The sequence below is a fragment of the Bradyrhizobium cedriense genome, from assembly GCF_054602315.1.
Window position 1 is genome coordinate 470,804 of record NZ_JBTSWB010000001.1, and the last position, 24,956, is coordinate 495,759.

A 24,956-nucleotide genomic window follows, 5' to 3' on the forward strand; every position below is an offset into this window, starting at 1 on the left:
GGCGTGATGGATATTTTTGCCAACCTCGCTCACGGCTTCGCCGTCGCCTTCTCTCCGATCAACCTCCTGATGTGCCTGATCGGCGCCCTCGTCGGCACGCTGGTCGGCGTGCTCCCGGGCATCGGCACCATTGCAACCGTCGCGATGCTGCTGCCGATCACCTTCGGACTGCCGCCGGTCGGCGCGCTGATCATGCTCGCGGGCATCTATTACGGCGCGCAATATGGAGGCTCGACCACGTCGATCCTGGTCAATATTCCAGGTGAGGCGACATCGGTGGTCACCGCCATCGACGGCCACCAGATGGCCAAGCAAGGCCGCGCCGGTCCGGCGCTGGCGATCGCGGCGATCGGCTCGTTCTTCGCCGGCTGCGTCGCGACCGTGCTCATCGCCGTGCTTGGCGCGCCACTGACCAAGCTCGCGCTGGCGTTCGGTCCGGCCGAATATTTCGCGCTGATGGTGCTCGGCCTGATCTTCGCGGTGGTGCTGGCCAAGGGTTCAGTGCTGAAGGCGATCGCGATGATCGTGTTCGGCCTGCTGCTGTCGATGGTCGGGTCCGACATCGAGACCGGCGCCTCGCGCATGGCTTTCAACATTCCGGAGCTCGCCGACGGCCTCGGCTTTGCGACGGTGGCAATGGGCGTGTTCGGCTTCGCCGAGATCATCCGCAACCTGGACCATGGCGCGGGGATGAACCGCGACCTCGTGCAGCAGAAGATCACCGGTCTGATGCCGACCAGACAGGATCTGCGCGACGCGACGCCGCCGATCCTGCGCGGCACCGTGCTCGGCTCGATCCTCGGCATTCTGCCCGGCGGCGGCGCGGTGATCGCTTCCTTCGCGGCCTATACGCTCGAGAAGAAGCTCGCCAAGGACCCGTCGCGGTTCGGCCGCGGCGCGATCGAGGGCGTGGCGGGGCCGGAGAGCGCCAACAACGCTGCGGCGCAGACCTCGTTCATCCCGCTGCTCACCCTCGGCATCCCGCCGAACGCGGTGATGGCGCTGATGGTGGGCGCGATGACCATTCACGGCATCGTACCGGGCCCGCAGGTGATGCAGAAGCAGCCGGACCTCGTCTGGGGCATGATTGCCTCGATGTGGATCGGCAATCTGATGCTGATCATTATCAACCTGCCGCTGGTCGGAATTTGGGTGCGTCTCTTGCGCGTGCCGTACCGGCTGATGTTCCCCTCGATCGTGATCTTCTGCGCGATCGGCATCTACTCGGTGAACAACGCACCGACCGACGTCATCCTGGCCGGTGTCTTCGGTCTCGTCGGCTACTGGCTGATCAAGCACGATTTCGAGCCGGCCCCGTTGCTGCTCGGCATGGTGCTGGGACCGCTGATGGAAGAGAACCTGCGCCGCGCACTGCTGATCTCGCGCGGCGACTGGAGCGTGTTCCTGACGCGTCCGCTGTCGGCGGTGCTGCTGGCGATTGCGGCAAGCCTCCTTGTCCTTACGGTGCTACCGGCGTTGCGTGCCAAGCGCGACGAGGTGTTCACCGAGTCCGAGAATTGAGGTCGCGCCCTGTGTCGCGCCACGCCTGCGTCGGCGCGCCGCATTCGGAAGTCGAATCGACTTGCGTGAAGGCTTCGTGAAATGAAAATGTCGGCCTTTGGGCCGGCAGTTAGTTTGTCCAAGGGGATCCACATGACCTTTCTTCGCACGCTCACGGGCGCATGTGCCGCAGCGCTCGCTTCGCTTGGTACCTTCATCGCGCCGGCCGAGGCGCAGACGTACCCGACACGCAGCATCACCATGATCGTGCCGTTCGCGGCCGGCGGGCCGACTGACGTGATCTCGCGCATCGTCACCGGGCATATGGCGCAGACGATGGGACAAAGCATCATCATCGAGAACGTCGTCGGTGCCGGCGGCACCACCGCGACCACGCGCGCTGCGCGCGCGGCCAACGACGGCTACACACTGATCACCGGCCACATGGGCACCCATGCGGCATCGGTGCCACTCTATCCGAAGCTCGCCTATCATCCCGAGAAGGATTTCGAGCCGATCGCGCTGCTGGCGGGCACGCCGATCCTGATCCTGGCGCGCAAGGACTTTCCGCCGAAGGACCTCAAGGAGTTCGTCGCCTATGTGAAGGCGAACGCCGAGAAGGTGAACGCCGCGCATGCCGGCGTCGGCTCGGTCTCGCACGTCTCATGTGAGCTTCTTCACTCCATCCTGGACATCAAGCCGGTCGGCGTGCCCTTCAACGGCACGGGACCTGCGATGAATGCGCTGGTGGGGGGGCAGGTCGATTACATGTGCGACCAGATCGTCAACGCTGTGCCGCAGATCAACGCCGGCACCATCAAGGCTTATGCGATCGCAACGCCGGAGCGTAATCCATCGCTGCCGAACGTGCCGACGACGACGGAAGCGGGCTTGCCGAAGTTCCAGGCCCAGGCCTGGAATGCGATATTCGCACCCAAGGGAACCTCGCCCGCGATCGTGGCGAGCTTGAACGCGGCGGTCATCAAGGCGCTCGACGACGAGACCGTGCGCAAGCGTCTGCTCGACCTCGGCAGCGTCATCCCGGGCCCCGCCCAACGGACGCCGGAATCGCTGGCCGCCCTCGTCAAGAGCGAGATCGCGAAGTGGACCCCGGTGCTCAAGCCGGCAACTTAGGCAATGCCATTAACCCGATAGGCAGAAGGGCGGGACGTCAGTTCCGCCCTTGTCGTTTGTGCCGGGAACACTCATTTTTTTTCGGGTATAATCAGTCGGAGCAGCGAATCGCCGCTGTCGCAGCGCGGGGGTGGCCGCTAAGTTCGCTGCCTCCCCCCACAGGCCGCCGTCTTCCCAGGGTTTTTGGCATATGCACCAGTATCAGGACCTGCTCGAGCGGATTCTCTCAGACGGCGCCGAGAAGACCGATCGGACCGGTACCGGCACGCTTTCGGTGTTCGGCCATCAGATGCGCTTCAATCTGTCGGCCGGCTTCCCGATGCTGACCACCAAGCGGCTGCCGCTGAAGGCGATCGTCCACGAGCTGCTCTGGTTCCTGAAGGGCGACACCAACATCAAATATCTGCGCGACAACGGCGTCACCATCTGGGACGAGTGGGCCGATGCCAATGGCGATCTCGGCCCGGTCTATGGCCATCAATGGCGCTCCTGGCCCGCCCCGGACGGCCGCAGCATCGACCAGATCGCCAACGTCGTCGACATGATCAAGCGCAATCCGGACTCGCGTCGCCTGATCGTGTCGGCCTGGAACCCGGCCGAGGTCGACAAGATGGCGCTGCCCCCGTGCCATTGCCTGTTCCAGTTCTATGTCGCAGGCGGCAAGTTGTCTTGCCAGCTCTATCAGCGCTCCGCCGACGTCTTCCTCGGCGTCCCCTTCAACATCGCCTCCTATGCGCTGCTCACCATGATGGTGGCTCAGGTTACCGGGCTGAGGCCCGGCGACTTCGTGCATTCGTTCGGGGACACCCATCTGTATTCCAACCATCTGGAGCAGGCGAAGCTCCAGCTCACCCGCGCGCCGCGTCCGCTGCCGGCGATGCGGATCAATCCTGACGTGAAGGACATCTTCTCCTTCCGCTTCGAGGATTTCGAGCTCGTCGGCTACGATCCGCATCCACATATCAAGGCGGAAGTCGCGGTCTAGTGCAGATGTCGTTAGCCATCCGTCGTGCGCAGGCTGGAGAAGCCGGGCTCGTTCTTTCCTTCATCCGTGAGCTTGCCGAATACGAAAAGCTGTCGCACGAGGTGGAGGCGACCGAAGCTGACATCGCCGACGCGCTGTTCGGCGAAAGACCGCAACTCTATTGCGCCATTGCCGAGTGGAACGGTGAGCCGGTCGGCTTCGCGGTGTGGTTTGCGAATTTTTCCACTTTCAGCGGTCGCCACGGCATCTATCTCGAAGATCTCTATGTGCGGCCGTCGCATCGGGGCAGGGGCCTCGGCAAGGCGCTGCTGGTCTATCTCGCCAGGGAATGCGTCGAGAACGGCTGGTCGCGCCTGCAATGGGCGGTGCTCGACTGGAACGCGCCGTCGATCGCGTTCTACAAATCGCTCGGTGCGGTCATGATGGACGACTGGACATTGTGCCGCGTCACCGGACCTGCGCTGACGCGGCTCGCCGGGAGCGCGCCCTGATGGAGATCGTCTTCGTCGTCGCCATCGCGGAGAACGGCGTCATCGGCGCCGGCAACGCCATTCCGTGGCGATTGAAATCCGACATGGCCCGCTTCAAGGCGCTCACGATCGGCAAGCCGGTGATCATGGGCCGCAAGACCTTCGAATCCCTGCGCCGGCCGTTGCCGGGCCGCACCAACATCGTGATCACGCGCGATGCGGCTTATCGTGCCGCAGGCGCCGTCGTCACGACATCGGCTGCGGACGCCGAGGCGGTCGCGCTTGGCGATGCCCTGCGGCGTTCGGTCACTGAGATCGCGGTGATCGGCGGCTCCGAGATCTACCGGCAGTGGCTCGATCGCGCCGATCGCCTCGAAATCACCGAAGTGCATGCGCGGCCCGAGGGCGACACGCATTTCGACGTCGACAAGGCGGGGTGGGAGGAGACGAGGCGCATCCGTCATCCAGCCGGACCCGACGACAGCGCCGACTTCTCCTATGTGACATATCGTCGGCGGGCGGGCCATTAACCGCATTCGTCAATGTTTACATTGACTTTTTCGTCCCCGAGCATAGCTCGGAGGACGGCGCGGGTTGCGTTGTAAGGGACCTGCCTGTCCCCTATAAAGCCGGACCGGACAAAGGGGCGGGGGCAATTCCACCCTGCCGAGGAGAGCATCGAATGCCGTGGAAGAATCAGGGCGGTGGCCCATGGGGCTCGGGTCCAAAGGGACCATGGGGCTCAGGCCCGCAACCGGTCGGGCCGAGGCCGCCGGATCTGGAAGACCTTCTGCGCCGCGGCCAGGACCGCCTCCAGCAGATCATGCCGGGCGGCTATTTCTCGGGCATCGGCATCACGCTGATCATCCTGCTGATCGCCGCATTCTGGCTGCTGTCGGGCTTCTTCCGCGTGCAGTCCGAAGAGCTCGGTGTCGTGTTGCGCTTCGGCAAGCATGTCCGCACCGTGCAGCCGGGCCTGAACTATCATCTGCCTTATCCGATCGAGACCGTGCTGCTGCCCAAGGCGCTGCGCGTCAACACCATCTCCATCGGCATGACGCTGATCGAAGATCCGGCGCGGCGCGGCCGCTCCGTTCGTGACGTGCCGGAAGAGAGTCTGATGCTGACCGGCGACGAGAACATCGTCGACGTCGACTTCACCGTGCTCTGGCGCATCAAGCCGGACGGCGTCGGCGACTTCCTCTTCAACATCCAGAACCCCGAAGGCACCGTGAAGGCGGTCGCCGAGAGCGCGATGCGCGATGTGATCGGCCGCTCGCAGATCCAGCCGATCCTGACCGGCGCGCGGAACGTCACCGAGCAGAACGTGCACGAACTGATCCAGAAGACTCTCGACAGCTACGGCGCGGGTATCCAGATCAGCCAAGTGCAGATGCAGAAGGTGGATCCGCCGGCGCAGGTGATCGATGCTTTCCGCGACGTCCAGGCGGCGCGCGCCAATCTCGAGCAGCTGCAGAACGAAGCGCAGACTTATGCCAACCAGGTCGTGCCGCAGGCGCGCGGCCGTGCCGCGCAGATCCTGCAGGCTGCCGAAGGCTACAAGGAGCAGGCGGTCGCCGAGGCCAAGGGCCAGAGCTCGCGCTTCCTCAAGGTTTACGAGGAATACAAGAAGGCGCCCGACGTGACGCGTGAACGGATCTATCTGGAGACCATGGAGCGCGTGCTCGGTGGCGCGGACAAGCTCATTTTTGACGGCGGCGGCGCCTCGGGCCAAGGCATTGTGCCCTATCTGCCCCTCGGCGAATTGACGACCAAGCGGCCGCCTACCACCGGTTCGCAGTCGAGCGGAGGCAGCCGATGAGGTCTCCGGTCACAGGTATCGTCACCCTGCTCGGGCTCCTGCTCGTCGTGATCGTCGGCTACATGTCGCTGTTCACGGTGCAGCAGACCGAGCAGACCATCGTGCTCCAGTTCGGTCGGCCCGTCGATGTCGTCACCGCGCCCGGCCTGCATTTCAAGGCGCCGTGGAATTCGGTAATCAACATCGACAAACGAATCCTCGACCTGGAGAACCCGTCGCAGGAAGCGATCGCGTCCGACCAGAAGCGGCTCGTGGTCGACGCCTTCGCGCGCTACCGCATCAAGGATGCGTTGCGCTTCTATCAGAGCATCGGCTCGATCCAGGCTGCCAACGTCCAGCTCACCACGCTCTTGAACGCGGCGCTGCGCCGCGTGCTCGGCGAGGTCACCTTCATCAACGTGGTGCGCGACGATCGCGAGAAGCTGATGTTGCGCATCCGCGACCAGCTCGACCGCGAGGCCGACGGTTACGGCATCGAGGTCGTCGACGTCCGAATCCGCCGCGCCGACCTGCCGGAGCAGAACAGCCAGGCGGTCTACCAGCGCATGAAGACCGAGCGTGAGCGTGAGGCCGCCGAGTTCCGCGCTCAAGGCGGCCAGAAGGCCCAGGAGATCCGCTCCAAGGCCGACCGCGAGGCCACCGTGATCGAGGCAGAAGCGAGGTCGCAGGCCGAGCAAACGCGCGGTATTGGCGACGCCGAACGCAACCGCCTGTTCGCCGAGGCTTACGGCAAGGACGCCGACTTCTTCGCCTTCTACCGGTCGATGACGGCTTATGAGAACGGGTTGCGTTCGAACGACACGCGCTTCCTGCTGCGGCCGGACTCGGATTTCTTCCGGTACTTCAGTAACCCGTCCGGCAAGATGGCAACCGAGACGCCGGCAAAGCCGTAAGCTAGACAAGGGCGGCCGATCTGGCCGCCCTTTGTCCAGACAAAAACAGCACAACGGGAGGTTCCATTCCGATGAGGTCCATTGCGTTCGCCGACTTCCTCATCGGCCTAGGCATCCTGTTCGTGCTTGAAGGCTTGATGTTTGCGGCCAGTCCCAACTGGATGCGCAAAGCCATGAAGAGCGCCATCGCTACACCGGACAACATTCTCCGGGCGGTCGGGATCGGCTCGGCCGTGGCCGGCCTGGTGCTGATCTGGGTTATACGGCGCCCCATTTAGGCATCAGGCCAACGCCAAAGTGAAGGCACCGGACCGGTTTTCGCCGTATTATCGGGGTCTTGAGGCCCGTTAAGCTCCGCGCTTGCGCCGTGCCCCCGTTCGAGCGCAGTCTGGCGCCGAATCCCTCTGTCTGGAGATCACAATGACCGCTGCCACCACTGCCCCGTCCCGTTCGCGCCGTAGCGTGCGACTTGGTGTGCGAATTGGGCTGGCTGCGCTCGCCGTCGGTGCTTTCAGTGCGTTCGGCACGCCGGCCCAAGCGCGCGGGCCGGATGGCATCGCCGATGTCGCCGAGAAGGTGATCGACGCGGTCGTCAACATCTCGACCTCGCAGACCGTCGAAGCCAAGGGCGGCGGCGGCAACACGATGCCGCAACTGCCGCCCGGCTCGCCGTTCGAGGAGTTCTTCGACGACTTCTTCAAGAACCGCCGCGGTCCCGGTGGCGGCAGCAAGGGTGGCGAAAACAATCAGCCGCGCAAGACCAACTCGCTCGGCTCCGGCTTTATCATCGACACGGCGGGCGTCGTCGTCACCAACAACCATGTCATCGCGGACGCCGACGAGATCCACGTCATCCTCAACGACGGCACCAAGATCAAGGCCGAGCTGGTCGGCGTCGACAAGAAGACCGATCTCGCCGTGCTGAAGTTCAAGCCGACGAAGCCGCTGGTCGCGGTGAAGTTCGGCGACTCCGACAAGCTGCGCCTCGGCGACTGGGTGGTCGCGATCGGTAACCCCTTCAGCCTGGGAGGCACGGTGACCGCCGGCATCGTTTCGGCCAAAAACCGCGACATCTCCTCGGGGCCTTACGACAGCTACATCCAGACCGACGCCTCCATCAATCGCGGCAACTCCGGAGGTCCGCTGTTCAACCTCGACGGCGACGTCATCGGCGTCAACACGCTGATCATCTCTCCCTCCGGCGGCTCCATCGGCATCGGCTTCGCCGTGCCGTCGAAGACCGTGGTGGGCGTCGTCGATCAGCTCCGCCAGTTCGGCGAGCTGCGCCGCGGCTGGCTTGGCGTGCGCATCCAGAGCGTCACCGACGAGATCGCCGAGAGTCTCAACATCAAGCCTGCGCGCGGTGCGCTGGTCGCCGGCGTCGACGACAAGGGCCCGGCCAAGCCCGCCGGCATCGAGCCCGGCGACGTCGTCGTCAAGTTCGACGGCAAGGACGTCAAGGATCCGAAGGATCTGTCGCGCGTCGTCGCCGACACGGCGGTCGGCAAGGAGGTCGACGTCATCGTCATTCGCAAGGGCCAGGAGCAGACCAAGAAGGTCACGCTGGGACGCCTCCAGGATCCCGACAAGGTGCAGGCCGCGGTGAAGACGGACGAGCCCGCGCCCGAGAAGCCCGTGACGCAGAAGGCGCTGGGCCTCGATCTCGCAACACTGAGCAAGGACCTGCGCACCCGCTACAAGATCAAGGAGAGCGTCAAGGGCGTGGTCGTCACCAATGTCGACGCCAACTCGGACGCCGCCGAGAAGCGCCTGTCCGCCGGCGACGTCATCGTCGAGGTCGCGCAGGAGGCCGTCTCCAGCGGCGCCGACATCCAGAAGCGGGTCGATCAGCTGAAGAAGGACGGCAAGAAATCGGTGCTGCTGCTGGTCTCGAATGGCGAGGGCGAGCTGCGCTTCGTGGCGCTCAGCGTGCAGTAACTGACGCATCGCCCACACTCACGGTCATTCCGGGGTGGTGCGCGAGCACCAGACCCGGAATCTCGAGATTCCGGGTTCGATGCTTCGCATCGCTCCGGAAGACGGAGAGAAGGATCTACCCCTCCACGAACTCGTCGCGCCGATACCCCTGCGCATAGAGCAGGGCGGTGAGATCGCCATGATCGATCCGCGCGGCCGCCGCCGCGGCCACCGCGGGCTTGGCGTGATACGCCACCCCCAGCCCTGCCGCCTGGATCATCGCGAGATCATTGGCGCCGTCCCCGACCACGACCGAGTCGATGTCGTCGAGATCGAACGATTCCATCAGGTCCACCAGCGTCGCGAGCTTCGCTGCGCGGCCGAGGATCGGCTCCTTCACCTCGCCGGTGAACTTGCCGTCGCGCACGACGAGCTCGTTGGCGCGGTTCTCCTGGAAGCCGATCTTGGCGGCGACCGCGGTCGTGAACAGCGTGAAACCGCCGGAGACGAGGCAGGTATAGGCACCGTTGGCGCGCATGGTCGCGACCAGTTCGCGGCCGCCCGGCGTCAGCGTGATACGCTTGTCCAGCACCTCGTCGACGGCGCTGGCGGGCAGGTCCTTGAGAAGCGCGACGCGCTCGCGCAGCGCCGGCTCGAACTCGATCTCGCCGCGCATCGCGCGTTCGGTGATAGCGGCGACATGCGCCTTCACTCCGACGAAATCGGCGAGCTCGTCGATGCATTCCTGGCCGATCATGGTGGAATCCATGTCGGCGAGAAAAAGCTTCTTGCGCCGGACGCCGGCTGGCTGCACGACGATGTCGATGGGCAGGTCGCCGCGGAGCTCGCGGAGCCGCTGCTCGATGGCGTGGCGGTCGCCTTCGAGGTTACTGTCGGCGCCGAACGGAATGTCGACCGCAACCCCGTCGAACAACCAGTGCGCGGGAGCTGCCTGTGGCAGCACGGCGCGGGCGCCATCGACGATGGTCGAGTCGAGCGCGGGATTATCGGGGTTGCAGATCAGCGTGGCGACGAGGGACATTTGAGGTTTTCGTGAGCGAGGGGCATTCAGGCAAGGCCGTGCTTATCGCAGGCCCGACCGCCAGCGGCAAGTCGGCGCTGGCGCTCGAGCTGGCGCTCGCCACCGACGGTGTCGTCATCAATGCCGATTCCATGCAGGTCTACCGCGACCTCCGCATCATCACGGCGCGACCGACGGCGGCGGATGAGGCGCTCGTGCCGCATCGTCTCTATGGTCATGTCGATGCCGCCGTGAATTTCTCGGCTGGCGCCTGGGTCAGCGACGCGGCGAAGGCGCTCGATGAAGCGAGGGCTCGAGGCCGTCTGGCGATCTTCATCGGCGGCACCGGGCTCTATTTCAAGGCGCTGACCGCAGGTCTCTCCGTGGTGCCGCCGGTCCCCGCCGAGGTGCGCGACGATGTGCGCGCGCGGCTGGACCGAAATGGCGTCGAGGCGCTGCATGCGGAACTCGCGCGCCGCGATCCGCGCGCAGCCGAGCGATTGAACCTGCGCGACCGCACGCGCATTGCGCGCGCGCTCGAGGTGATCGAGGCAACCGGTCGTTCGCTGCTCGACTGGCACGGGGAGGGCCAACCGCCCTTGCTGCCCAAGGACAGTTTTCGCGCGGTGTTTCTCGCGCCTGAGCGGGACGAACTTTATGCCCGCATCGATGCCCGCTTCGACGCCATGTTGGGAGCCGGTGCATTGAAGGAAGTCGAGCGGCTCGCCGCCAGGCAGCTCGATCCGCTGCTGCCGTCGATGAAGGCCCATGGCGTGCCGGCTCTGATCCGGCATCTGCACGGCGAGCTCAGCCTGGAGGAGGCTGCCGGCATTGGGCGCGCTGACACCCGCCACTACGCCAAGCGGCAATTCACCTGGTTCCGGCACCAATTGCCGGCGTTCGAATGGGTGAAGCCGGAGGCGGCGAGGGGATGGCTCGCTGCCATTGTGAAAGCGGTCCGAGATCCCGGCTAACGCGTTTTTCCGGCCGGGTTCCCGAATTTACCGCTCGCCGAACTCCGGGAACGCCGCTACACTGCCAAAATCGCGACGGAACGGCCACATTGCCTTGACATCCCGGCTTTGACCGCTATGTTTCGCGCAACCTTTGGGAAGTTGAGCGCCAGCCATGCGTAACATTATTACCAAACTCCTTATCGCCGTCGTACCCAGGCACACCGCCGGGGGTGGCTAGCTGCCATCCACAAGACAGGCGGTGTGCATGGGCCCTCTTCGGGGCCTTTTTTTATTCCCGAACCCGACACGAACGAAGCCGCTGACAACAGCGCATCCGGAGCAAGCCAATGAGCGACAAGAGCCACGATCCGAACCAGATGACCGGCGCCGCGATGATCGTCCGCGCGCTCATCGACCACGGCGTGACCGACATTTTCGGCTATCCCGGCGGCGCGGTGCTTCCGATCTATGACGAGATCTTTCAGCAGAGCGAGGTGCAGCACATCCTGGTCCGTCACGAGCAGGGCGCCGGCCATGCCGCCGAGGGCTATGCGCGCTCGACCGGCAAGCCGGGCGTTGCGCTGGTGACCTCCGGCCCCGGCGCCACCAACATGGTGACCCCGCTCACCGACGCGCTGATGGATTCGATCCCGCTGGTCTGCATCTCCGGCCAGGTGCCGACGCATCTGATCGGCAACGACGCGTTCCAGGAATGCGACACCGTCGGTATCACGCGCCCCTGCACCAAGCACAATTGGCTGGTGCGCGACGTCAACGATCTCGCGAAAGTGCTGCACGAAGCGTTCTATGTTGCGACCACGGGCCGTCCGGGTCCGGTGCTGGTCGACGTTCCCAAGGACGTGCAGTTCGCCACCGGCACCTATCATCCGCCGCGCAAGTCCGACGTGCACCGCTCCTACGCGCCGCGCGTGAAGGGGGATGCGACGCAGATCCGCAAGGCTGTCTCGCTGCTCGCGAATGCCAAGCGCCCCGTGATCTACAGCGGCGGCGGCGTGATCAATTCTGGGCCCGAGGCGACCAGGCTCCTGCGCGAACTGGTCGATGTCACCGGCTTTCCGATCACCTCCACGCTGATGGGTTTGGGAGCCTATCCGGCGTCGGGCAAGAACTGGCTCGGCATGCTCGGCATGCACGGCACCTACGAGGCCAACATGACCATGCATGATTGCGACGTCATGCTGTGCGTCGGCGCGCGCTTCGACGACCGCATCACCGGTCGCGTCGATGCGTTCTCCCCTGGCTCGAAGAAGATCCACATCGACATCGATCCGTCCTCGATCAACAAGAACATCCGCGTCGACGTGCCGATCATCGGGGATTGCGGCAACATCCTCGGCGACATCCTCCAGGTGTTCAGGGCGGAGGCGAAGAAGCCGGACATCAAGTCATGGTGGCAGCAGATCTCGCAGTGGCGCGCCCGCAACTCGCTCTATTACAGGAAGAGCAACGACGTCATCCTGCCGCAGCACGCGATCCAGAGCCTGTTCGAGGCGACGCGCGGCAAGGACACCTACATCACGACCGAGGTCGGCCAGCACCAGATGTGGGCGGCGCAGTTCTACGGCTTCGAGGAGCCGCATCGCTGGATGACGTCGGGCGGTCTCGGCACCATGGGCTATGGGCTGCCGGCGGCCGTCGGTGTGCAGGTTGCCCATCCTGACAGCCTCGTCATCGACATCGCGGGCGATGCCTCGGTGCAGATGACCATCCAGGAGATGTCGACGGCCGTGCAGTACGAGCTGCCGATCAAGATCTTCATCCTGAACAACCAGTACATGGGCATGGTGCGGCAGTGGCAGCAGCTGCTGCACGGCAACCGTCTGTCGCATTCCTACTCGGAGGCGCTGCCGGATTTCGTCAAGCTCGCGGAAGCCTATGGCGCCGTCGGCCTCCAGGTGCACAAGCCGGCCGATCTCGATGGCGCCATCAAGGAAATGATCTCGGTCAAGCGCCCGGTGCTGTTCGACTGCCGAGTCGCCGCGCTGGAGAACTGCTTCCCGATGATTCCCTCCGGCAAGGCGCACAACGAGATGCTGTTGCCCGAGCAGGCCAACGACGAGGCCACGGCCAAGGCGTTCGCCGGCGGCAAGGCGCTGGTGTGAGCCCATGTTCGACCTGAACGAGCTCGAGCGCGCATGTGCGATCGTCCGACAGGCAGTGCCGGCAACGCCGGCGCATGCCTGGCCGCTGCTCGCTGAACGCCTCGGCACGCAAGTTCTGGTCAAGCACGAGAACCATACCCCGATCGGCGCCTTCAAGGTGCGCGGCGGCCTCGTCTATCTCGACCGGCTCAAGCGCGAGCGGCCGAACACGCCCGGCATCATCTCGGCGACGCGCGGCAATCACGGCCAGAGCCTGGCCTTTGCCGCCGCTCGTCACGGCATCCCTGCCCTGATCTACGTGCCGCGGGGCAATTCGGTCGAGAAGAACCGCGCCATGAAGGCGTTTGGTGCCGAACTGGTCGAGCATGGCGAGGACTTTCAGGCGGCCGCCGAAGAGGCCCAGCGGCGCGCCCAGTTTGCCGGCCTGCATATGGTGCCGTCGTTTCATCCGGATCTCGTGCTCGGCGTCGCGACCTATTCGCTCGAGTTGTTCAGGTCCGCGCCTGACCTCGACATCCTCTACGTGCCGATTGGGCAGGGCTCCGGAATCTCCGGCTGTATCATGGCGCGCGACCTGCTGGGCCTGAAGACCGAGATCGTCGGCGTGCAATCGACCGAGGCGCCGTCCTACGCGCTGTCGTTTGCGGCCGGAAAGGTCGTGACGACCGAAACCAGCGATACGCTCGCCGACGGCATGGCGACGCGCATTCCAGACCCGGATGCGCTCGCGCTGATCCGCAGGGGCGCCTCGCGCATCGTGCAGGTCACCGACGACGAAGTCGCTGCAGCGATCCGCGCCTATTGGACCGATACCCATAATCTCGCCGAAGGCGCCGGTGCCGCCGCGCTCGCTGCGGCACTTCAGGAAAAGACGAGACTGTCGGGCAAGCGCGTCGGTCTCGTGCTGTCCGGCGGCAACATCGATTTCGATCTGTTCCGCCGTTGGGTCGGGACGGACGCGCCAGCGATGGCGTGATTGAGAGTCAAGAGGGGACGACAATGAACCAGCCCGCATCCGCCTATTTCATCGAGGATCGCCACGAGCCCAACGAGACGCACACGCTCTCGGTGCTCGTGCAGAACGAGCCCGGCGTGCTCGCGCGCGTCATCGGCCTGTTCTCGGGCCGCGGCTACAACATCGAGAGCCTCACGGTCTCGGAGACCGAGGCCCAGAAGCACCTGTCGCGCATCACCATCGTCACCACGGGCACGCCGATGGTGATCGAGCAGATCAAGCACCAGCTCGACCGCATGATCCCAGTCTACCGCGTCGTCGACATGACCCAGACCAAGCGCTCGATCGAGCGCGAACTCGCCATGGTGAAGGTGCGCGGGCAGGGCGAGCACCGGGTCGAGGCGCTCAGGCTCGCGGACGCGTTCCGCGCCCGCGTGATCGATGCCACCACCGAGAGCTTTGTGTTCGAGATCACAGGCAATACGGACAAGATCAACCAATATATCGACCTGATGCGTCCACTCGGCCTCGTCGAGGTGTCGCGCACGGGCGTTGCCGCGATCGGTCGCGGGCCCGAAGGGATGTGAACCATGCTGGCGCGCGACTGGTACTATAACGAGCGGAACCGGATGGGGATCGAGCCCGCAGTGGCCTCGATCTACGATAGCCACGACGATGCCGATCTGCGGGCGCGTGCCGCGCTGAAAATGCTCGGCGTCCAGCGCGGCTGGCGCATCGCCGATATCGGCTGCGGCAACGGCGTGCTGGCCACCGAAGCTGCCCTCATGGGCGCCGAAGTCGACGCCATCGACATTTCGCCGGCGATGCTGGCGCTCGCCGAGATCTATGCGCGTGACCGCAAGGCGCCGGTCCGCACCCAATCGGCCGGCCTGCTGAGCTTCTCCTACCGACCGGAGTCCTACGACCTGATCGTCAGCGAGTTCACGCTGCATCATCTGCCGGACTTCTGGAAGGCCGTTGCGATGTCGCGGATCTATCGCGCGCTGAAGCCGGGCGCGAGCTTCTACCTGCGCGACATCGTCTACGTCTCGATGCCGGACGCGATCGAGCGCGACGTCGAGCAATGGGCCGACTTCCAGATCAAGAACCACGACTTTTCGCGCGAAGGCGTCGTGACGCACATGCGCGACGAATATTCCACCTTCGGCTGGGTGATGGAGCGGATGTTGACCGACGTCGGCTTCACGCTGGTCTCGGCCGACTACCACGCCCCCATGCACGGCACATATCTGCTGCGGAAACCGAGAGCCGGCGAGCAAGGCTAGACAAGAAACAACAGGGCTGCACGAACAGTGCAGAACCGGGAATAACGATGAAGCCGGCCGACATTCTCATCGCCTTCACGGTGGCGGTCATCTGGGGACTTGCCTTCGTGGCGAGCCGGATTGCGCTCGACGAGCTGTCGCCGGAATTGATGACCTCGCTGCGCTTCATCATTGCCGCGGTCCCGTGCCTGTTCATCCGAAAGCCGAAGATCGCCTGGTCGCTCCTGATTGCAATCAGCTTCACGCTGTTCCTCGGCCAGTTCCTGAGCCAGGCCTATGGCATCGCCCAGGGCGTTCCGGTGGGCTTGGCCTCGGTCGTGGTGCAGAGCCAGGCGCTGTTCACCATCGGCTTTGCCGCCATCGCTTTCGGTGAGCGGCCGACGGCGGTGCAGACGCTCGGCATCCTCATCGCGGCAGCCGGCCTTTTGATGATCTGCGGCACCGTCGGCTACGATTTCAGCGTCGCGGCCTTCGCGGTGCTGATGATCTCGCCGCTCAGCTTCGCCGTCGGAAATCTCCTGTTGCGTGGCGCCCGCGGCGTGCCGATGTTCGACCTGTTTGCCTGGCTGTGTCTCGCCTCGGCCGTGCCGATGTTCGTGCTGGCGCTGATCGCCAACGGACCGGCGCCGACCTGGACGTCGCTGACGCAGATATCGCCGACGTCGGCTCTCTGCATGCTGATGCTCGGCGGCATCTCCACCAGCATCGCCTATTGGCTGTGGGGCCGCCTGCTGCGCGACTATCCCGCCGCGCAAGTGGTGCCGTTCGCGCTGCTCGTGCCGTTCGTCGGCTCGGCTGCCTCCAGCATCGCGTTCGGCGAGCGGTTCGGACCACTGCGCCTCGCCGGCATGCTGACCGTGATCGGCGGCATCGCCGTGATGGTGCTGGCGAAGCGTCCCAAGGCCTTGCCTGACGAGCCGCTGCCGGGGACCGCGTGAGGCGAGCATGTCGCAATCGCTGCTCTATGCCTTCGTCATCTTCGCTCTCGTGATGTTCTTCACGCCGGGGCCGAACAACATCATGCTGCTGTCGTCAGGGCTGACCTACGGCTTCCGCCGCACCATTCCCCATATCGCCGGTATCACCATCGGCTTCGCCTTCATGGTCGCGGCCGTCGGCCTCGGGCTCGGCACCGTGTTCCTGACCTATCCCATCCTCCAGACCATCCTGAAATATGCCGGCGCCGCCTACCTGATTTACCTGGCCGCCGTAATTGCCTGGTCCGGTCCGGCTAAGCCGGGCGAGGAGAAGGCCCGGGGCCCGATGACCTTCTGGGGCGCCGCCATGTTTCAATGGGTCAATGCCAAGGGCTGGGTGATCGTGATCGGCACCATCACGGCCTACGCCGCGATCGCCCAATTCCCGCTCAACATCGCCATCCAGACCGTGATCAGCCTCATCGTCGGCACGGTCTCGACCGTGGTCTGGGCTCTGTTCGGCACTGCACTGCGGCCGGTCCTGAGCTCCGGGCGGCTGGTGCGCGCCTTCAACATCCTGATGGCGATCCTGCTGCTGCTCTCCCTCTACCCCGTTTTCATGGATGCATGATGTCGCGGATTTCCATGCAGAAACGGGTTTCCCTCAGGGCTGAAAATGCTCTAGACAGCCCCCGAAATCCGCAAATTTCACCCTTCGGACATTGACCATCGGCCGATTTCGGCCCTGAACGAGGAAACGACCATGCGTGTTTATTACGATCGCGACGCCGACCTGAACCTGATCAAGGGCAAGAAGGTCGTCATCGTCGGCTATGGCAGCCAGGGCCACGCCCATGCGCTGAACCTGAAGGATTCCGGCGTCAAGGAAGTCGCCATTGCGCTGCGCAAGGGTTCGGCCTCGGCCAAGAAGGCGGAAGCCGCCGGTTTCAAGGTGATGGAAGTCGCCGAAGCCGCTAAATGGGCCGACCTTGTCATGATGCTGACCCCGGACGAGCTTCAGGGCGACATCTACCGCGAGCACCTGCACGACAACATGAAGAAGGGCGCCGCCCTGGTGTTCGCGCACGGCCTCAACGTCCACTTCAACCTGCTCGACCCGCGCGCCGATCTCGACGTGCTGATGATCGCGCCGAAGGGGCCCGGCCACACCGTGCGCTCGGAGTATCAGCGCGGCGGCGGCGTGCCCTGCCTGATCGCGATCGCCAAAGACGTTTCGGGCAACGCCCATGACCTCGGCCTGTCCTACGCTTCCGCCATCGGCGGCGGCCGCGCCGGCATCATCGAGACCACCTTCAAGGAAGAGTGCGAGACCGACCTGTTCGGCGAGCAGGTCGTGCTCTGCGGCGGACTGGTCGAACTGATCAAGGGTGGCTACGAGACCCTGGTCGAAGCCGGCTACGCGCCGGAGATGGCCTATTTCGAGTGCCTGCACGAAGTGAAGCTGATCGTCGACCTGATCTATGAAGGCGGCATCGCCAACATGAACTACTCGATCTCCAACACAGCCGAATATGGCGAGTACGTCACCGGTCCGCGCATCATCACCGAGGAGACCAAGAAGGAAATGCGCAAGGTTCTGGCCGACATCCAGGGCGGCAAGTTCGCCCGCGACTGGATGCTGGAGAACAAGGTCAATCAGACCTCGTTCAAGGCGACCCGCGCCAAGCTCGCCGCGCACCCGATCGAGGAAGTCGGCGCCAAGCTGCGCGACATGATGCCCTGGATCAAGAAGGGCGCGCTGGTCGACAAGACCAAGAACTGAGCTGTCGCGCCCCGGACGCAGCGCAGCACCTCAGTGTTGCGCTGCTGATCCGGGGGGCATGCGGCTGTTCTCTGCGCTTCGCTGCACATGTCCGGAATGCGAGAGCGCCAAGCTTCGTTCGCCACACCAAATCTTAAATCTTCGCCACTAGATTCGAGCGAGATCGCAAGCAGCGGTCTCGCTCTTTTCATCACGCGCGGAAGCATTGCTGCTTCATCCACATTCTTCGCGCGTTGACGTGTATTCTGAGCACGAAGAACTGACGCTTAAACCACATTCTTGATCGCGCTCCGCTTCTGGCGATTTGCCTGCGAGCTTCCGAACACCAAAACCTCAGCGTCTTCAGCGGCCGGGAGTCGGCTCTTCATCTGTACTCTCATCGTCAGATCGAGCCCTCCGCACGACGTTCACGTCTCGCCGAATCCCAAGAACCGACATCAGCTACGCCTTCTTGCTTCTTGCCGCCCGCGCCAGTTTCATCGTCCTTGCGCGGCCGGACAACCGTGGTCCATTGCGCTGGCGCGGCCTTCTCCGGCATGATTATGGAGCTTGAGGGGAGGGGACCATGCGATCAGTCGTCGTGACGGGGGCATCCACCGGCATCGGCTGGGCCATTGCGAAACTTCTGATCGGACGCGGCTATCGCGTGTTCGGAAGTGTCCGCAAGCAGGTTGACGCCGATCGCCTCAGGGATGAGCTCGGCGCCGGCTTTGCGCCGCTGCTGTTCGATGTCACCGACGAGGCCGCTGTCCTCGCGGCCTCGCGAACTGTCCGCGAGGCGCTGGGCGGCGAGACGCTGGCCGGTCTCGTCAACAATGCCGGCATCGCCGTCGCGGGTCCCGTCCTCGAATTGTCGGCCGACGATTTCCGGCGCCAGATGGACGTCAACGTCATCGGCCCGGTCATCGCGACCCAGGCGTTCGGGCCGCTGCTCGGCGCAGATCCGTCGCTGAAGGGATCGAAGGGGCGGATCGTGATGATCAGCTCGGTGGCGGGCAAGAACGGCAATCCGCTGTTGGCGCCTTACAGCACCTCCAAGCACGCCATCGAGGGCCTGTCGGAGAGCCTGCGCCGCGAACTGATGCTGTTCGGGATCGACGTCGTCATCGTCGCCCCCGGCGCGGTCAAGACGCCGATCTGGAGCAAGGCCGAACAGGTCGATCTCTCCGTCTACAAGAACTCGCCCTACCTGCCGGCGCTCAACAAGGTGATGGCCGTCATGATGGAGCTCGGCGCGAAAGGCCTGCCGGCCGAGCGCATCGCCGAAATCGTGTTCGACGCGCTGACCGCGGCAAGCCCCAAGGTGCGCTACCAGATCACGCCGGACCCGATGCGCCACCTGATCGCGGCCATGCTGCCGAAGCGGACGCTCGACCGCATCATCGCCAAGCGGCTCGGTTTGCGGGAGTAGTGACGCCGGAGTCTCAGCCCGCCGCCGCGGCTCGTCCGCTCGGGTGGCGGGCCATCGCGATCATGCGCAGCGTCAACACGATCAGGAGCGGAAGGAGGAACGCGGCATAGAGCGGCATCGTCGGGACGCGCTTGCCGAAAGATACCATGAATTGGAACCAGAGATAATAGCTGCCCACAAGGTGCAGCGCGCGCCAGGCGCGCGGGCCGATCAGCGCGGCGGTGCGGTCCAACGAAGTCGCACTCATGGCAATGATGAACGCGTAGCCGAAGCCGCCGAAAACGTAGGAGACGGCTGAGGTGGCATCCGCGAAGCCCGCCGGATCCATCTTGGCGAAGAGGGCGATTGCCACCGCGTGGATGCCATGGGAAGCCGCAAAGCTCAAACCGAGATAGCGGCGGTTGCGGCGCTGCCATCGCGTCCAGCCGTTGGGCCAGAGCCGTGCAAGCGCGGTTGCGCTGAAGGCAAGGCAGAACAACAGGAGCGAGCTTCTCGCCGTAAAGCGGATCACCGTGCGGACGCCCTCGATCTCGAACTGCCGCATCGAGGCGATCCATAGGCTCAGCGCGAGCAGGCTCAAGGAGAGGGCGGTCAGCAGCCGCCAGCCCTCCAACCAGCTTCGACGTCGTAACATCGGCGATCTCCCTCGTATGTAATCATTGATTACATTTTGGGTTGGCGCAGCCGTCAACGGTGTAATCGGTGATTACATTCACGTTCCGGTGATGCTACAAGGCGCCATGTCCGCCCGCCAGACGTCCAAGCCGCGCACCCACAGCCGACCACCCCAAGCCAGGCCCTATCATCACGGCGACCTCCGCCGCGTGCTGGTCGATGCTGCGCTGCAGCTGGCAGCCGAAGGTGCGGAGGTCTCGGTCCGTGAGGCCGCGCGCCGCGCCGCGGTGTCGCCGGGTGCACCTTTCCGGCACTTTCCCAATCGCAATGCCTTGATGGCGGCAGTGGCTGAGGAGGCGCAGCGCCGCTTCCGCGCCGAGATCGAGGCGGCGCTGGATAAGGCTCGCGTCGCCGACCCGCTCGCCCGCTTCCGCGCCTTCGGCCTCGCTTACTTGCGCTGGGCGATGCACAATCCAGCCCATTTCGAGATCATCTCCACCGGCCGCTACTTCGCCCATGACGGTTCGACCGCGCTGACCCGCGACAATGCCGAGCTGATCGCGCTGTCGGCGCAGATGCTGGCTGATGCGGCGGAGCAGGGCCTGTTGCGGTCGGTGGACCTCAAGCGTATCCAGATCGCCGGCCGCGCCCTGGTCTACGGTCTCGCCCGGATGAATCTCGACGGCCATTTTCCGCGCTGGGGCGTGGGGGAGGGCGAGATCGAGCAGATGGCGGAAGGGGTGCTCGACCTGTTCATTGCAGGAATCGCCAAGCCCTGACGCGGTGAGCGCTCCGCCTGCGCCGTGCGACGCTTCGTCTCCCGCTAACATTAAGCGAAGGTCGGGTCGCACCTTGCGTTGCCTGTCCTTGACCGTTCCGTTACAGTTTTATGACACGGTGCAGACTTCCGGCTGCGCCGGACGCCGCTGGCCTTTTTCGAGGCAGACGGAAGGCATCACCGCGCCGGACCAGAAGTTGCGTGTCGTCGATGGCGTCCGCGCCCAATCCAGGTCCCTCTGCCACGACCGCCGTGCTGGCGAGCGTCGCCGCGTTCGGCATCTGGCGGCTGCTCGCGGTTGCGACGCCGCATATGGCAGCGCTCGGGCTGATGTACGAGACCGAGACCGATTTCGGCTCGCGGCTCTCTTTCGCTCTGGCCTGGGGCCTCCTCAATTTCTTCTGGATCACGCTGCTGCGACGGCCGGCACTCTCCGGCGCGCTGTCGCTGACCATGGTCGTCGTGCTGGTGTTGCTGTCGCGGCTCAAGCACGACGTCGTGCAGATGACGGTCAACTTCATCGACCTGATGATGATCGACCGCGACACCGTCGCCTTCCTGTTCACGATCTTCCCGAATTTGCGCTGGTCGGTGATCCTGGCCGGCCTCGTCACCCTACCGCTGATGTATGCGCTGTGGTTGCTCGACCCGTTCCGCATCCGCCGCCTGCCGGCGCTCGCCTGCAAGCTCGCCTGCCTTGCCGCGCTGGTCGGCTATTCGCTCTACCACCCGGACGAGGCCTGGCGCGGCTATTACGACGACGGCTATCTCTCGAAGTTCTTCCGCTCCGGCGTCAGTTCGGTTTCCGACTTCGTGCAATACGGCTTGATGGAATCGGCCCCCTCGACCGATGAGCGGCTCAACATGCCGCTAGTCGATGCCTGCCACCCCGCCGGCCGCCGACCGAACATCATCATGATCCATGATGAATCGAGCTTCGACATCCGCGCCGCGCAGGGCGTCAAGGTGCCGCCGCGCTATGGCGATCACTTCAAGTCCTGGGACGGCAAGCAGCGCACATTCCTGGCCGAGAGCAATGGCGGACCGAGCTGGTTCACCGAATACAACGTGCTCGCCGGCCTCTCCTCCCGCTCGTTCGGCCGCTTCGCCTATTTCGTAACGCGCATCGCCTCGAGCCGCGTCGAGCGTGGTCTGCCGCTGGCGTTGCGCCGCTGCGGCTACGACACCATGTCGCTCTATCCCGCCCATGGCGGCTTCATGGCCGCGCGCAGCTTCCAGACGACGACCGGCATTGATCGCTTCCTCGATTCGAAGGATCTCGGCGCCAAGGACGTCGAGCCCGACAGCTTTTTTTACGACAAGGCGCTCCAGCTGATCGGGCAGCAGCCGCCGAACAAGCCGCTATTCACCTTCGTCTATCTTGGCGCTAACCATTTCCCTTGGGAGACGCGTTTCCGTCCCGACCTGCTGCCGAACTGGCGCGCGCCGGGCAACCTGCCGTCCGTCGACGAATATCTGCGCCGGCAGGCGATGAGCGCCGAGCAGTACAAGGCTTTCGTCGCCGGGCTGAAGAAGCATTTTCCCGGCGAGCCTTTCCTGATCGTGCGCTACGGCGATCATCAGCCGGAGTTCGCGCCTGCTATCCTCGAGCCCGGGCTCGACGAGGGCGCTCTCGGCAAGAAGCTCGACGCTTACGATCCGCGCCTCTACGCGACCTACTATGCGATCGACGCCCTCAATTTCGAGCCGGTGAAGAGCGCGGCCGTGATGGACACGATCGACGGCCCCTATCTGCCGCTGGTGATCCAGGAAGCCGCGGGCATTCCGCTCGACCCCTCCTTCGCCGAGCAAAAGGAGATCATGCTCCGCTGCAAGGGCATCTTCTACGGCTGCAAGGACGGCGCCGAGGCGCGGCGGCTGAACCGGTTGTTGATCGACGCGGGGATGATCAGGGGGCTGTAGTGGGTCTTCAATGCCACCTGCCTTCGTCCGGACGACACCGGAAGAACGGTCGGTTCTTACTGCTTGCTCACCTTCTCCCACAGCCACTTCGCCACAGCATCCGGTGACGAGTTCGCATCGTTGCCGCCGGCGCGTAGATTTGCCTCGCGCATCGTGGCAATGTCGATCTTGCCGAGCAGCGGCTTGAGCGCGGCCCGCAATTGCTCGTCACCGGCGCGTTTCGGTGCGAGCAGCAGGATCGCATCGTAAGGCGGGATCGCCTGCCTGGGATCGTCGAGCGCTTTGAGATCGTATTTCGCGATCAGGCCGTCGCTGGTGTAGCCGGCGATGACGTCGATCTCGCCGCTCGCGACGGCCGCATACATGAAGTCCGGCTGCATCTGGCGCTGCGCGCGGAACGAAAGGCCATAGGCCTTCTGCAGCGCGGCCCATTCCGGCCGGGAGAAAAACTCGTAATCGCCGGCAATCGACAGGGACGATGCGCGTGCGGCGAGATCGGCGATGGTTCGGATACCGAGCGCTTCGGCGCGCTTCCGCGGCATCACGAGCGCATAGGCATTCTCGAACCCGAGCTCGCCGAACAGGGTGATATTCTCCTTCGCGAGCGCCGACTTCAGCTCCGCGAGCAGCTCGGCGCGCGGCTTGATGTCGGTGCGATGCAGCTGGTTGGCCCAGAGCGTGCCGGAATAATCAATGCAGAGATCGATGTCGCCGGCCTTCAGCGCCTCGAAGATTACGCTGGAGCCGAGGCCCGAGCGCGCCGTGGCCGGAAGGCCGGCGGCCTCGAGGCGGTCCCTCAGCAGCGCCGACAGCACGTATTGCTCGGCGAACGTCTTGGCTCCGACGACGTAGCTCTGCGACGGGCGCCCCATGGTCGGCACCAGCGTCGCGAGAACGAGGGCCGCGATCCCGAGGCACCCCAGCGCTGCGCGCACGCGGTCGCGATGACGCAGGCCGCTCTCGATCAGGCCAAGCAACTGATCCACAGCGAGCGCGAGCAGGGCCGAGGCAAGGCAGCCGAACAGCACGAACACCCAGTTCTGGGTCTGGAGCCCGGCAAAGATGTAGTTGCCGAGGCTGGTCTGCCCGATCGGCGTCGATAGCGTGGCGGTGCCGATCACCCATACGGCGGCGGTACGGATGCCCGCCATCATCACCGGCAGCGCCAGCGGCAGCTCGATCATGACCAGCGACTGCCGCGCAGTCATGCCGACGCCCTTGGCGGCTTCGATCAGGGCGGGATCGATGCCGTTGAGCCCGGTGATGCCGTTGCGCAGCACCGGCAGCATCGAATAGAGCGCCAGCGCCAGCATTGCCGGCAGAAAACCGAATGCGGAGAAGGAAACGCCGAGCCAGGCCAGCGTGACGGAAGCAGCGAGCAACAGCAGCGGATAGAACAGCGCGAGCAGCGCCAGCCCGGGCACGGTCTGCACGATGCTGGCGAACGCCAGCAGCATGCCGCGCGGCGCCGGGCGATTGCGCGTGAGGATGGCCAGCGGCAGGCTCACGGCGAGGCCGAGCGCGAGCGCGGCGAGACTCACCCGAACATGGTTGCCGAGATAGTCGGGCAGATGCGCCAGCGCCTCGCCCCAGCGTGGGTCGGCGAGCAGGCTCATGCCGCACCGCTCTGCGGCAACAGCGCGTTCAGCCGCTCGGCCTGGCGCCGCGGCGTGCGCAGCAGCTCCAGCACGTAGGCGTCGCCGCTCTGGGCGAGCTCATTGGGCGTGCCCTGCGCGAGCAGCCGTCCGCTGCGCATCACTGCGATGCGGTCGGCGAGCAAGATAGCCTCCGTCATGTCATGGGTGATCATCACGCTGGTCAGGCCGAGCTTGCGATGCAGCGAACGATAGTCGTCGCCGAGCGCATCGCGGGTGAGGGGATCGAGCGCGCCGAACGGCTCGTCCATCAGCACGATGCGAGGCCTTGCCGCAAGCGCCCGCGCTACGCCGACGCGCTGGCGCTGGCCGCCGGAGAGCGCTTCCGGCAGCCGGTCGCGATGCGCAGCACGGTCGAGCTGCACCAGCTCGAGCAGTTCGTCGACACGCGCCGCGATATCCGCCGCCGACACACCCAGCAGCTTCGGTGTGATCCCGATATTGTCGGCGACGCTCAAATGCGGGAACAGCCCGCCGCTCTGGAAGACGTAGCCGATCCGCCGCCGCAGCGCGACCGGATCGACATTTCTCACGTCCTCGCCCTCGACGGTGATGGTGCCGCCGTCGGCTTCGATCAGCCGGTTGGCGAGCCGCAGCAGCGTCGTCTTGCCCGAGCCCGAGCCGCCGACGATGGCCACAAACTCGCCCTCGGCGATGTCGAGCGATACATCGTCCAGAGCCTTGAGGGAGCCGAAGCTCTTGGTGGCATGTGCATAGCCAATCATGGGACTGGACGGCATCAGACGCGGCTCGGCTCGGTTGCCTCTGAGGGGTGGGCGGGGGGTGACGGGCCCCATGCGTAGCACGCTTGG

General features: G+C 64.8%; 24 protein-coding genes. 20 read left to right on the forward strand and 4 right to left on the reverse strand.

What is annotated here, in order from left to right; translation table 11 throughout:
• The first annotated feature begins 6 nt into the window (after positions 1-6).
• The 9 genes from ACYCVF_RS02285 (at position 7) to ACYCVF_RS02325 (ending at position 8,742) form a co-directional block, all read left to right on the forward strand.
• Complete coding sequence (locus ACYCVF_RS02285; protein WP_459596929.1) at positions 7-1,521, forward strand: tripartite tricarboxylate transporter permease; 1,515 nt, start codon at positions 7-9, stop codon at positions 1,519-1,521.
• 132 nt (positions 1,522-1,653) lie between these two features.
• On the forward strand, positions 1,654-2,634 hold the full coding sequence (locus tag ACYCVF_RS02290; protein WP_459596930.1) for a tripartite tricarboxylate transporter substrate binding protein BugD: 981 nt from the start codon (positions 1,654-1,656) through the stop codon (positions 2,632-2,634).
• A gap of 190 nt (positions 2,635-2,824) precedes the next feature.
• Positions 2,825-3,619, forward strand: a complete 795-nt coding sequence (locus ACYCVF_RS02295; protein WP_459596931.1) for a thymidylate synthase — start codon at positions 2,825-2,827, stop codon at positions 3,617-3,619.
• A gap of 5 nt (positions 3,620-3,624) precedes the next feature.
• Positions 3,625-4,110, forward strand: a complete 486-nt coding sequence (locus ACYCVF_RS02300; protein ID WP_459596932.1) for an N-acetyltransferase family protein — start codon at positions 3,625-3,627, stop codon at positions 4,108-4,110.
• Positions 4,110-4,619: a dihydrofolate reductase gene (locus ACYCVF_RS02305; protein WP_459596933.1), complete on the forward strand. Its 510-nt coding sequence runs from the start codon at positions 4,110-4,112 to the stop codon at positions 4,617-4,619. The genes ACYCVF_RS02300 and ACYCVF_RS02305 overlap by 1 nt, the downstream gene beginning before the upstream one ends.
• A 152-nt stretch (positions 4,620-4,771) precedes the next feature.
• Complete coding sequence (hflK, locus tag ACYCVF_RS02310; RefSeq protein ID WP_459596934.1) at positions 4,772-5,911, forward strand: FtsH protease activity modulator HflK; 1,140 nt, start codon at positions 4,772-4,774, stop codon at positions 5,909-5,911.
• Entirely contained in the window at positions 5,908-6,804 is an 897-nt protein-coding gene (gene hflC / locus ACYCVF_RS02315) for a protease modulator HflC (RefSeq protein ID WP_459596935.1), read from the forward strand. Before hflK ends, hflC begins: the two co-directional genes overlap by 4 nt.
• Positions 6,805-6,875: 71 nt before the next feature.
• A complete protein-coding gene (locus ACYCVF_RS02320) occupies positions 6,876-7,082 on the forward strand; it encodes a DUF2065 domain-containing protein (protein ID WP_061027496.1) in 207 nt (68 codons plus the stop codon).
• A gap of 142 nt (positions 7,083-7,224) precedes the next feature.
• Positions 7,225-8,742 carry a Do family serine endopeptidase gene (locus ACYCVF_RS02325; protein WP_459596936.1) on the forward strand — a complete coding sequence of 506 codons (1,518 nt, stop codon included), beginning with the start codon at positions 7,225-7,227 and terminating at the stop codon, positions 8,740-8,742.
• Positions 8,743-8,857: 115 nt separating this feature from the next.
• Here the strand turns inward: ACYCVF_RS02325 and serB are convergent, their stop codons facing one another.
• Positions 8,858-9,763, reverse strand: a complete 906-nt coding sequence (gene serB, locus ACYCVF_RS02330; RefSeq protein WP_459596937.1) for a phosphoserine phosphatase SerB — start codon at positions 9,761-9,763, stop codon at positions 8,858-8,860.
• Between the two features lie 11 nt (positions 9,764-9,774).
• Between serB and miaA the strand changes: the two genes are divergently transcribed.
• The 9 genes from miaA (at position 9,775) to ACYCVF_RS02375 (ending at position 19,173) form a co-directional block, all read left to right on the forward strand.
• Positions 9,775-10,716 carry a tRNA (adenosine(37)-N6)-dimethylallyltransferase MiaA gene (gene miaA / locus ACYCVF_RS02335; RefSeq protein ID WP_459596938.1) on the forward strand — a complete coding sequence of 314 codons (942 nt, stop codon included), beginning with the start codon at positions 9,775-9,777 and terminating at the stop codon, positions 10,714-10,716.
• A gap of 329 nt (positions 10,717-11,045) precedes the next feature.
• Positions 11,046-12,821: an acetolactate synthase 3 large subunit gene (locus ACYCVF_RS02340; protein ID WP_459596939.1), complete on the forward strand. Its 1,776-nt coding sequence runs from the start codon at positions 11,046-11,048 to the stop codon at positions 12,819-12,821.
• Between the two features lie 4 nt (positions 12,822-12,825).
• A complete protein-coding gene (locus tag ACYCVF_RS02345; protein WP_459596940.1) occupies positions 12,826-13,797 on the forward strand; it encodes a threonine dehydratase in 972 nt (323 codons plus the stop codon).
• Between the two features lie 23 nt (positions 13,798-13,820).
• Positions 13,821-14,363 (forward strand): acetolactate synthase small subunit, encoded by a 543-nt coding sequence (gene ilvN / locus ACYCVF_RS02350; RefSeq protein ID WP_061027501.1) that lies wholly within the window; start codon positions 13,821-13,823, stop codon positions 14,361-14,363.
• A 3-nt stretch (positions 14,364-14,366) separates the two neighbouring features.
• Complete coding sequence (locus tag ACYCVF_RS02355; RefSeq protein WP_459596941.1) at positions 14,367-15,062, forward strand: class I SAM-dependent methyltransferase; 696 nt, start codon at positions 14,367-14,369, stop codon at positions 15,060-15,062.
• Positions 15,063-15,109: 47 nt separating this feature from the next.
• Complete coding sequence (locus ACYCVF_RS02360) at positions 15,110-16,000, forward strand: EamA family transporter (protein WP_459596942.1); 891 nt, start codon at positions 15,110-15,112, stop codon at positions 15,998-16,000.
• Positions 16,001-16,007: 7 nt separating this feature from the next.
• Complete coding sequence (locus ACYCVF_RS02365) at positions 16,008-16,610, forward strand: LysE family translocator (RefSeq protein WP_459596943.1); 603 nt, start codon at positions 16,008-16,010, stop codon at positions 16,608-16,610.
• A 132-nt stretch (positions 16,611-16,742) separates the two neighbouring features.
• Entirely contained in the window at positions 16,743-17,762 is a 1,020-nt protein-coding gene (gene ilvC / locus ACYCVF_RS02370) for a ketol-acid reductoisomerase (RefSeq protein WP_459596944.1), read from the forward strand.
• A gap of 565 nt (positions 17,763-18,327) precedes the next feature.
• The gene (locus ACYCVF_RS02375) at positions 18,328-19,173 is read left to right on the forward strand and encodes an SDR family oxidoreductase (RefSeq protein WP_459596945.1); all 846 of its coding nucleotides are present in this window, start codon (positions 18,328-18,330) and stop codon (positions 19,171-19,173) included.
• 13 nt (positions 19,174-19,186) lie between these two features.
• Here ACYCVF_RS02375 and ACYCVF_RS02380 read toward each other — a convergent pair whose 3' ends face one another.
• Entirely contained in the window at positions 19,187-19,807 is a 621-nt protein-coding gene (locus ACYCVF_RS02380) for a hypothetical protein (protein ID WP_459596946.1), read from the reverse strand.
• A 106-nt stretch (positions 19,808-19,913) separates the two neighbouring features.
• On the opposite strand from ACYCVF_RS02380, the gene ACYCVF_RS02385 reads away from it, so the two are divergent.
• Positions 19,914-20,567, forward strand: coding sequence for a TetR/AcrR family transcriptional regulator (locus ACYCVF_RS02385; protein WP_459596947.1), 654 nt, complete (start codon positions 19,914-19,916; stop codon positions 20,565-20,567).
• 209 nt (positions 20,568-20,776) lie between these two features.
• Positions 20,777-22,489 (forward strand): sulfatase-like hydrolase/transferase, encoded by a 1,713-nt coding sequence (locus ACYCVF_RS02390; protein WP_459596948.1) that lies wholly within the window; start codon positions 20,777-20,779, stop codon positions 22,487-22,489.
• Between the two features lie 56 nt (positions 22,490-22,545).
• On the opposite strand, the gene ACYCVF_RS02395 is transcribed toward ACYCVF_RS02390, so the two are convergent.
• Positions 22,546-24,105, reverse strand: a complete 1,560-nt coding sequence (locus ACYCVF_RS02395) for a glycine betaine ABC transporter substrate-binding protein (protein WP_459596949.1) — start codon at positions 24,103-24,105, stop codon at positions 22,546-22,548.
• Positions 24,102-24,884 carry an ATP-binding cassette domain-containing protein gene (locus ACYCVF_RS02400; RefSeq protein ID WP_459596950.1) on the reverse strand — a complete coding sequence of 261 codons (783 nt, stop codon included), beginning with the start codon at positions 24,882-24,884 and terminating at the stop codon, positions 24,102-24,104. Before ACYCVF_RS02400 ends, ACYCVF_RS02395 begins: the two co-directional genes overlap by 4 nt.
• Between the last annotated feature and the right edge of the window lie 72 nt (positions 24,885-24,956).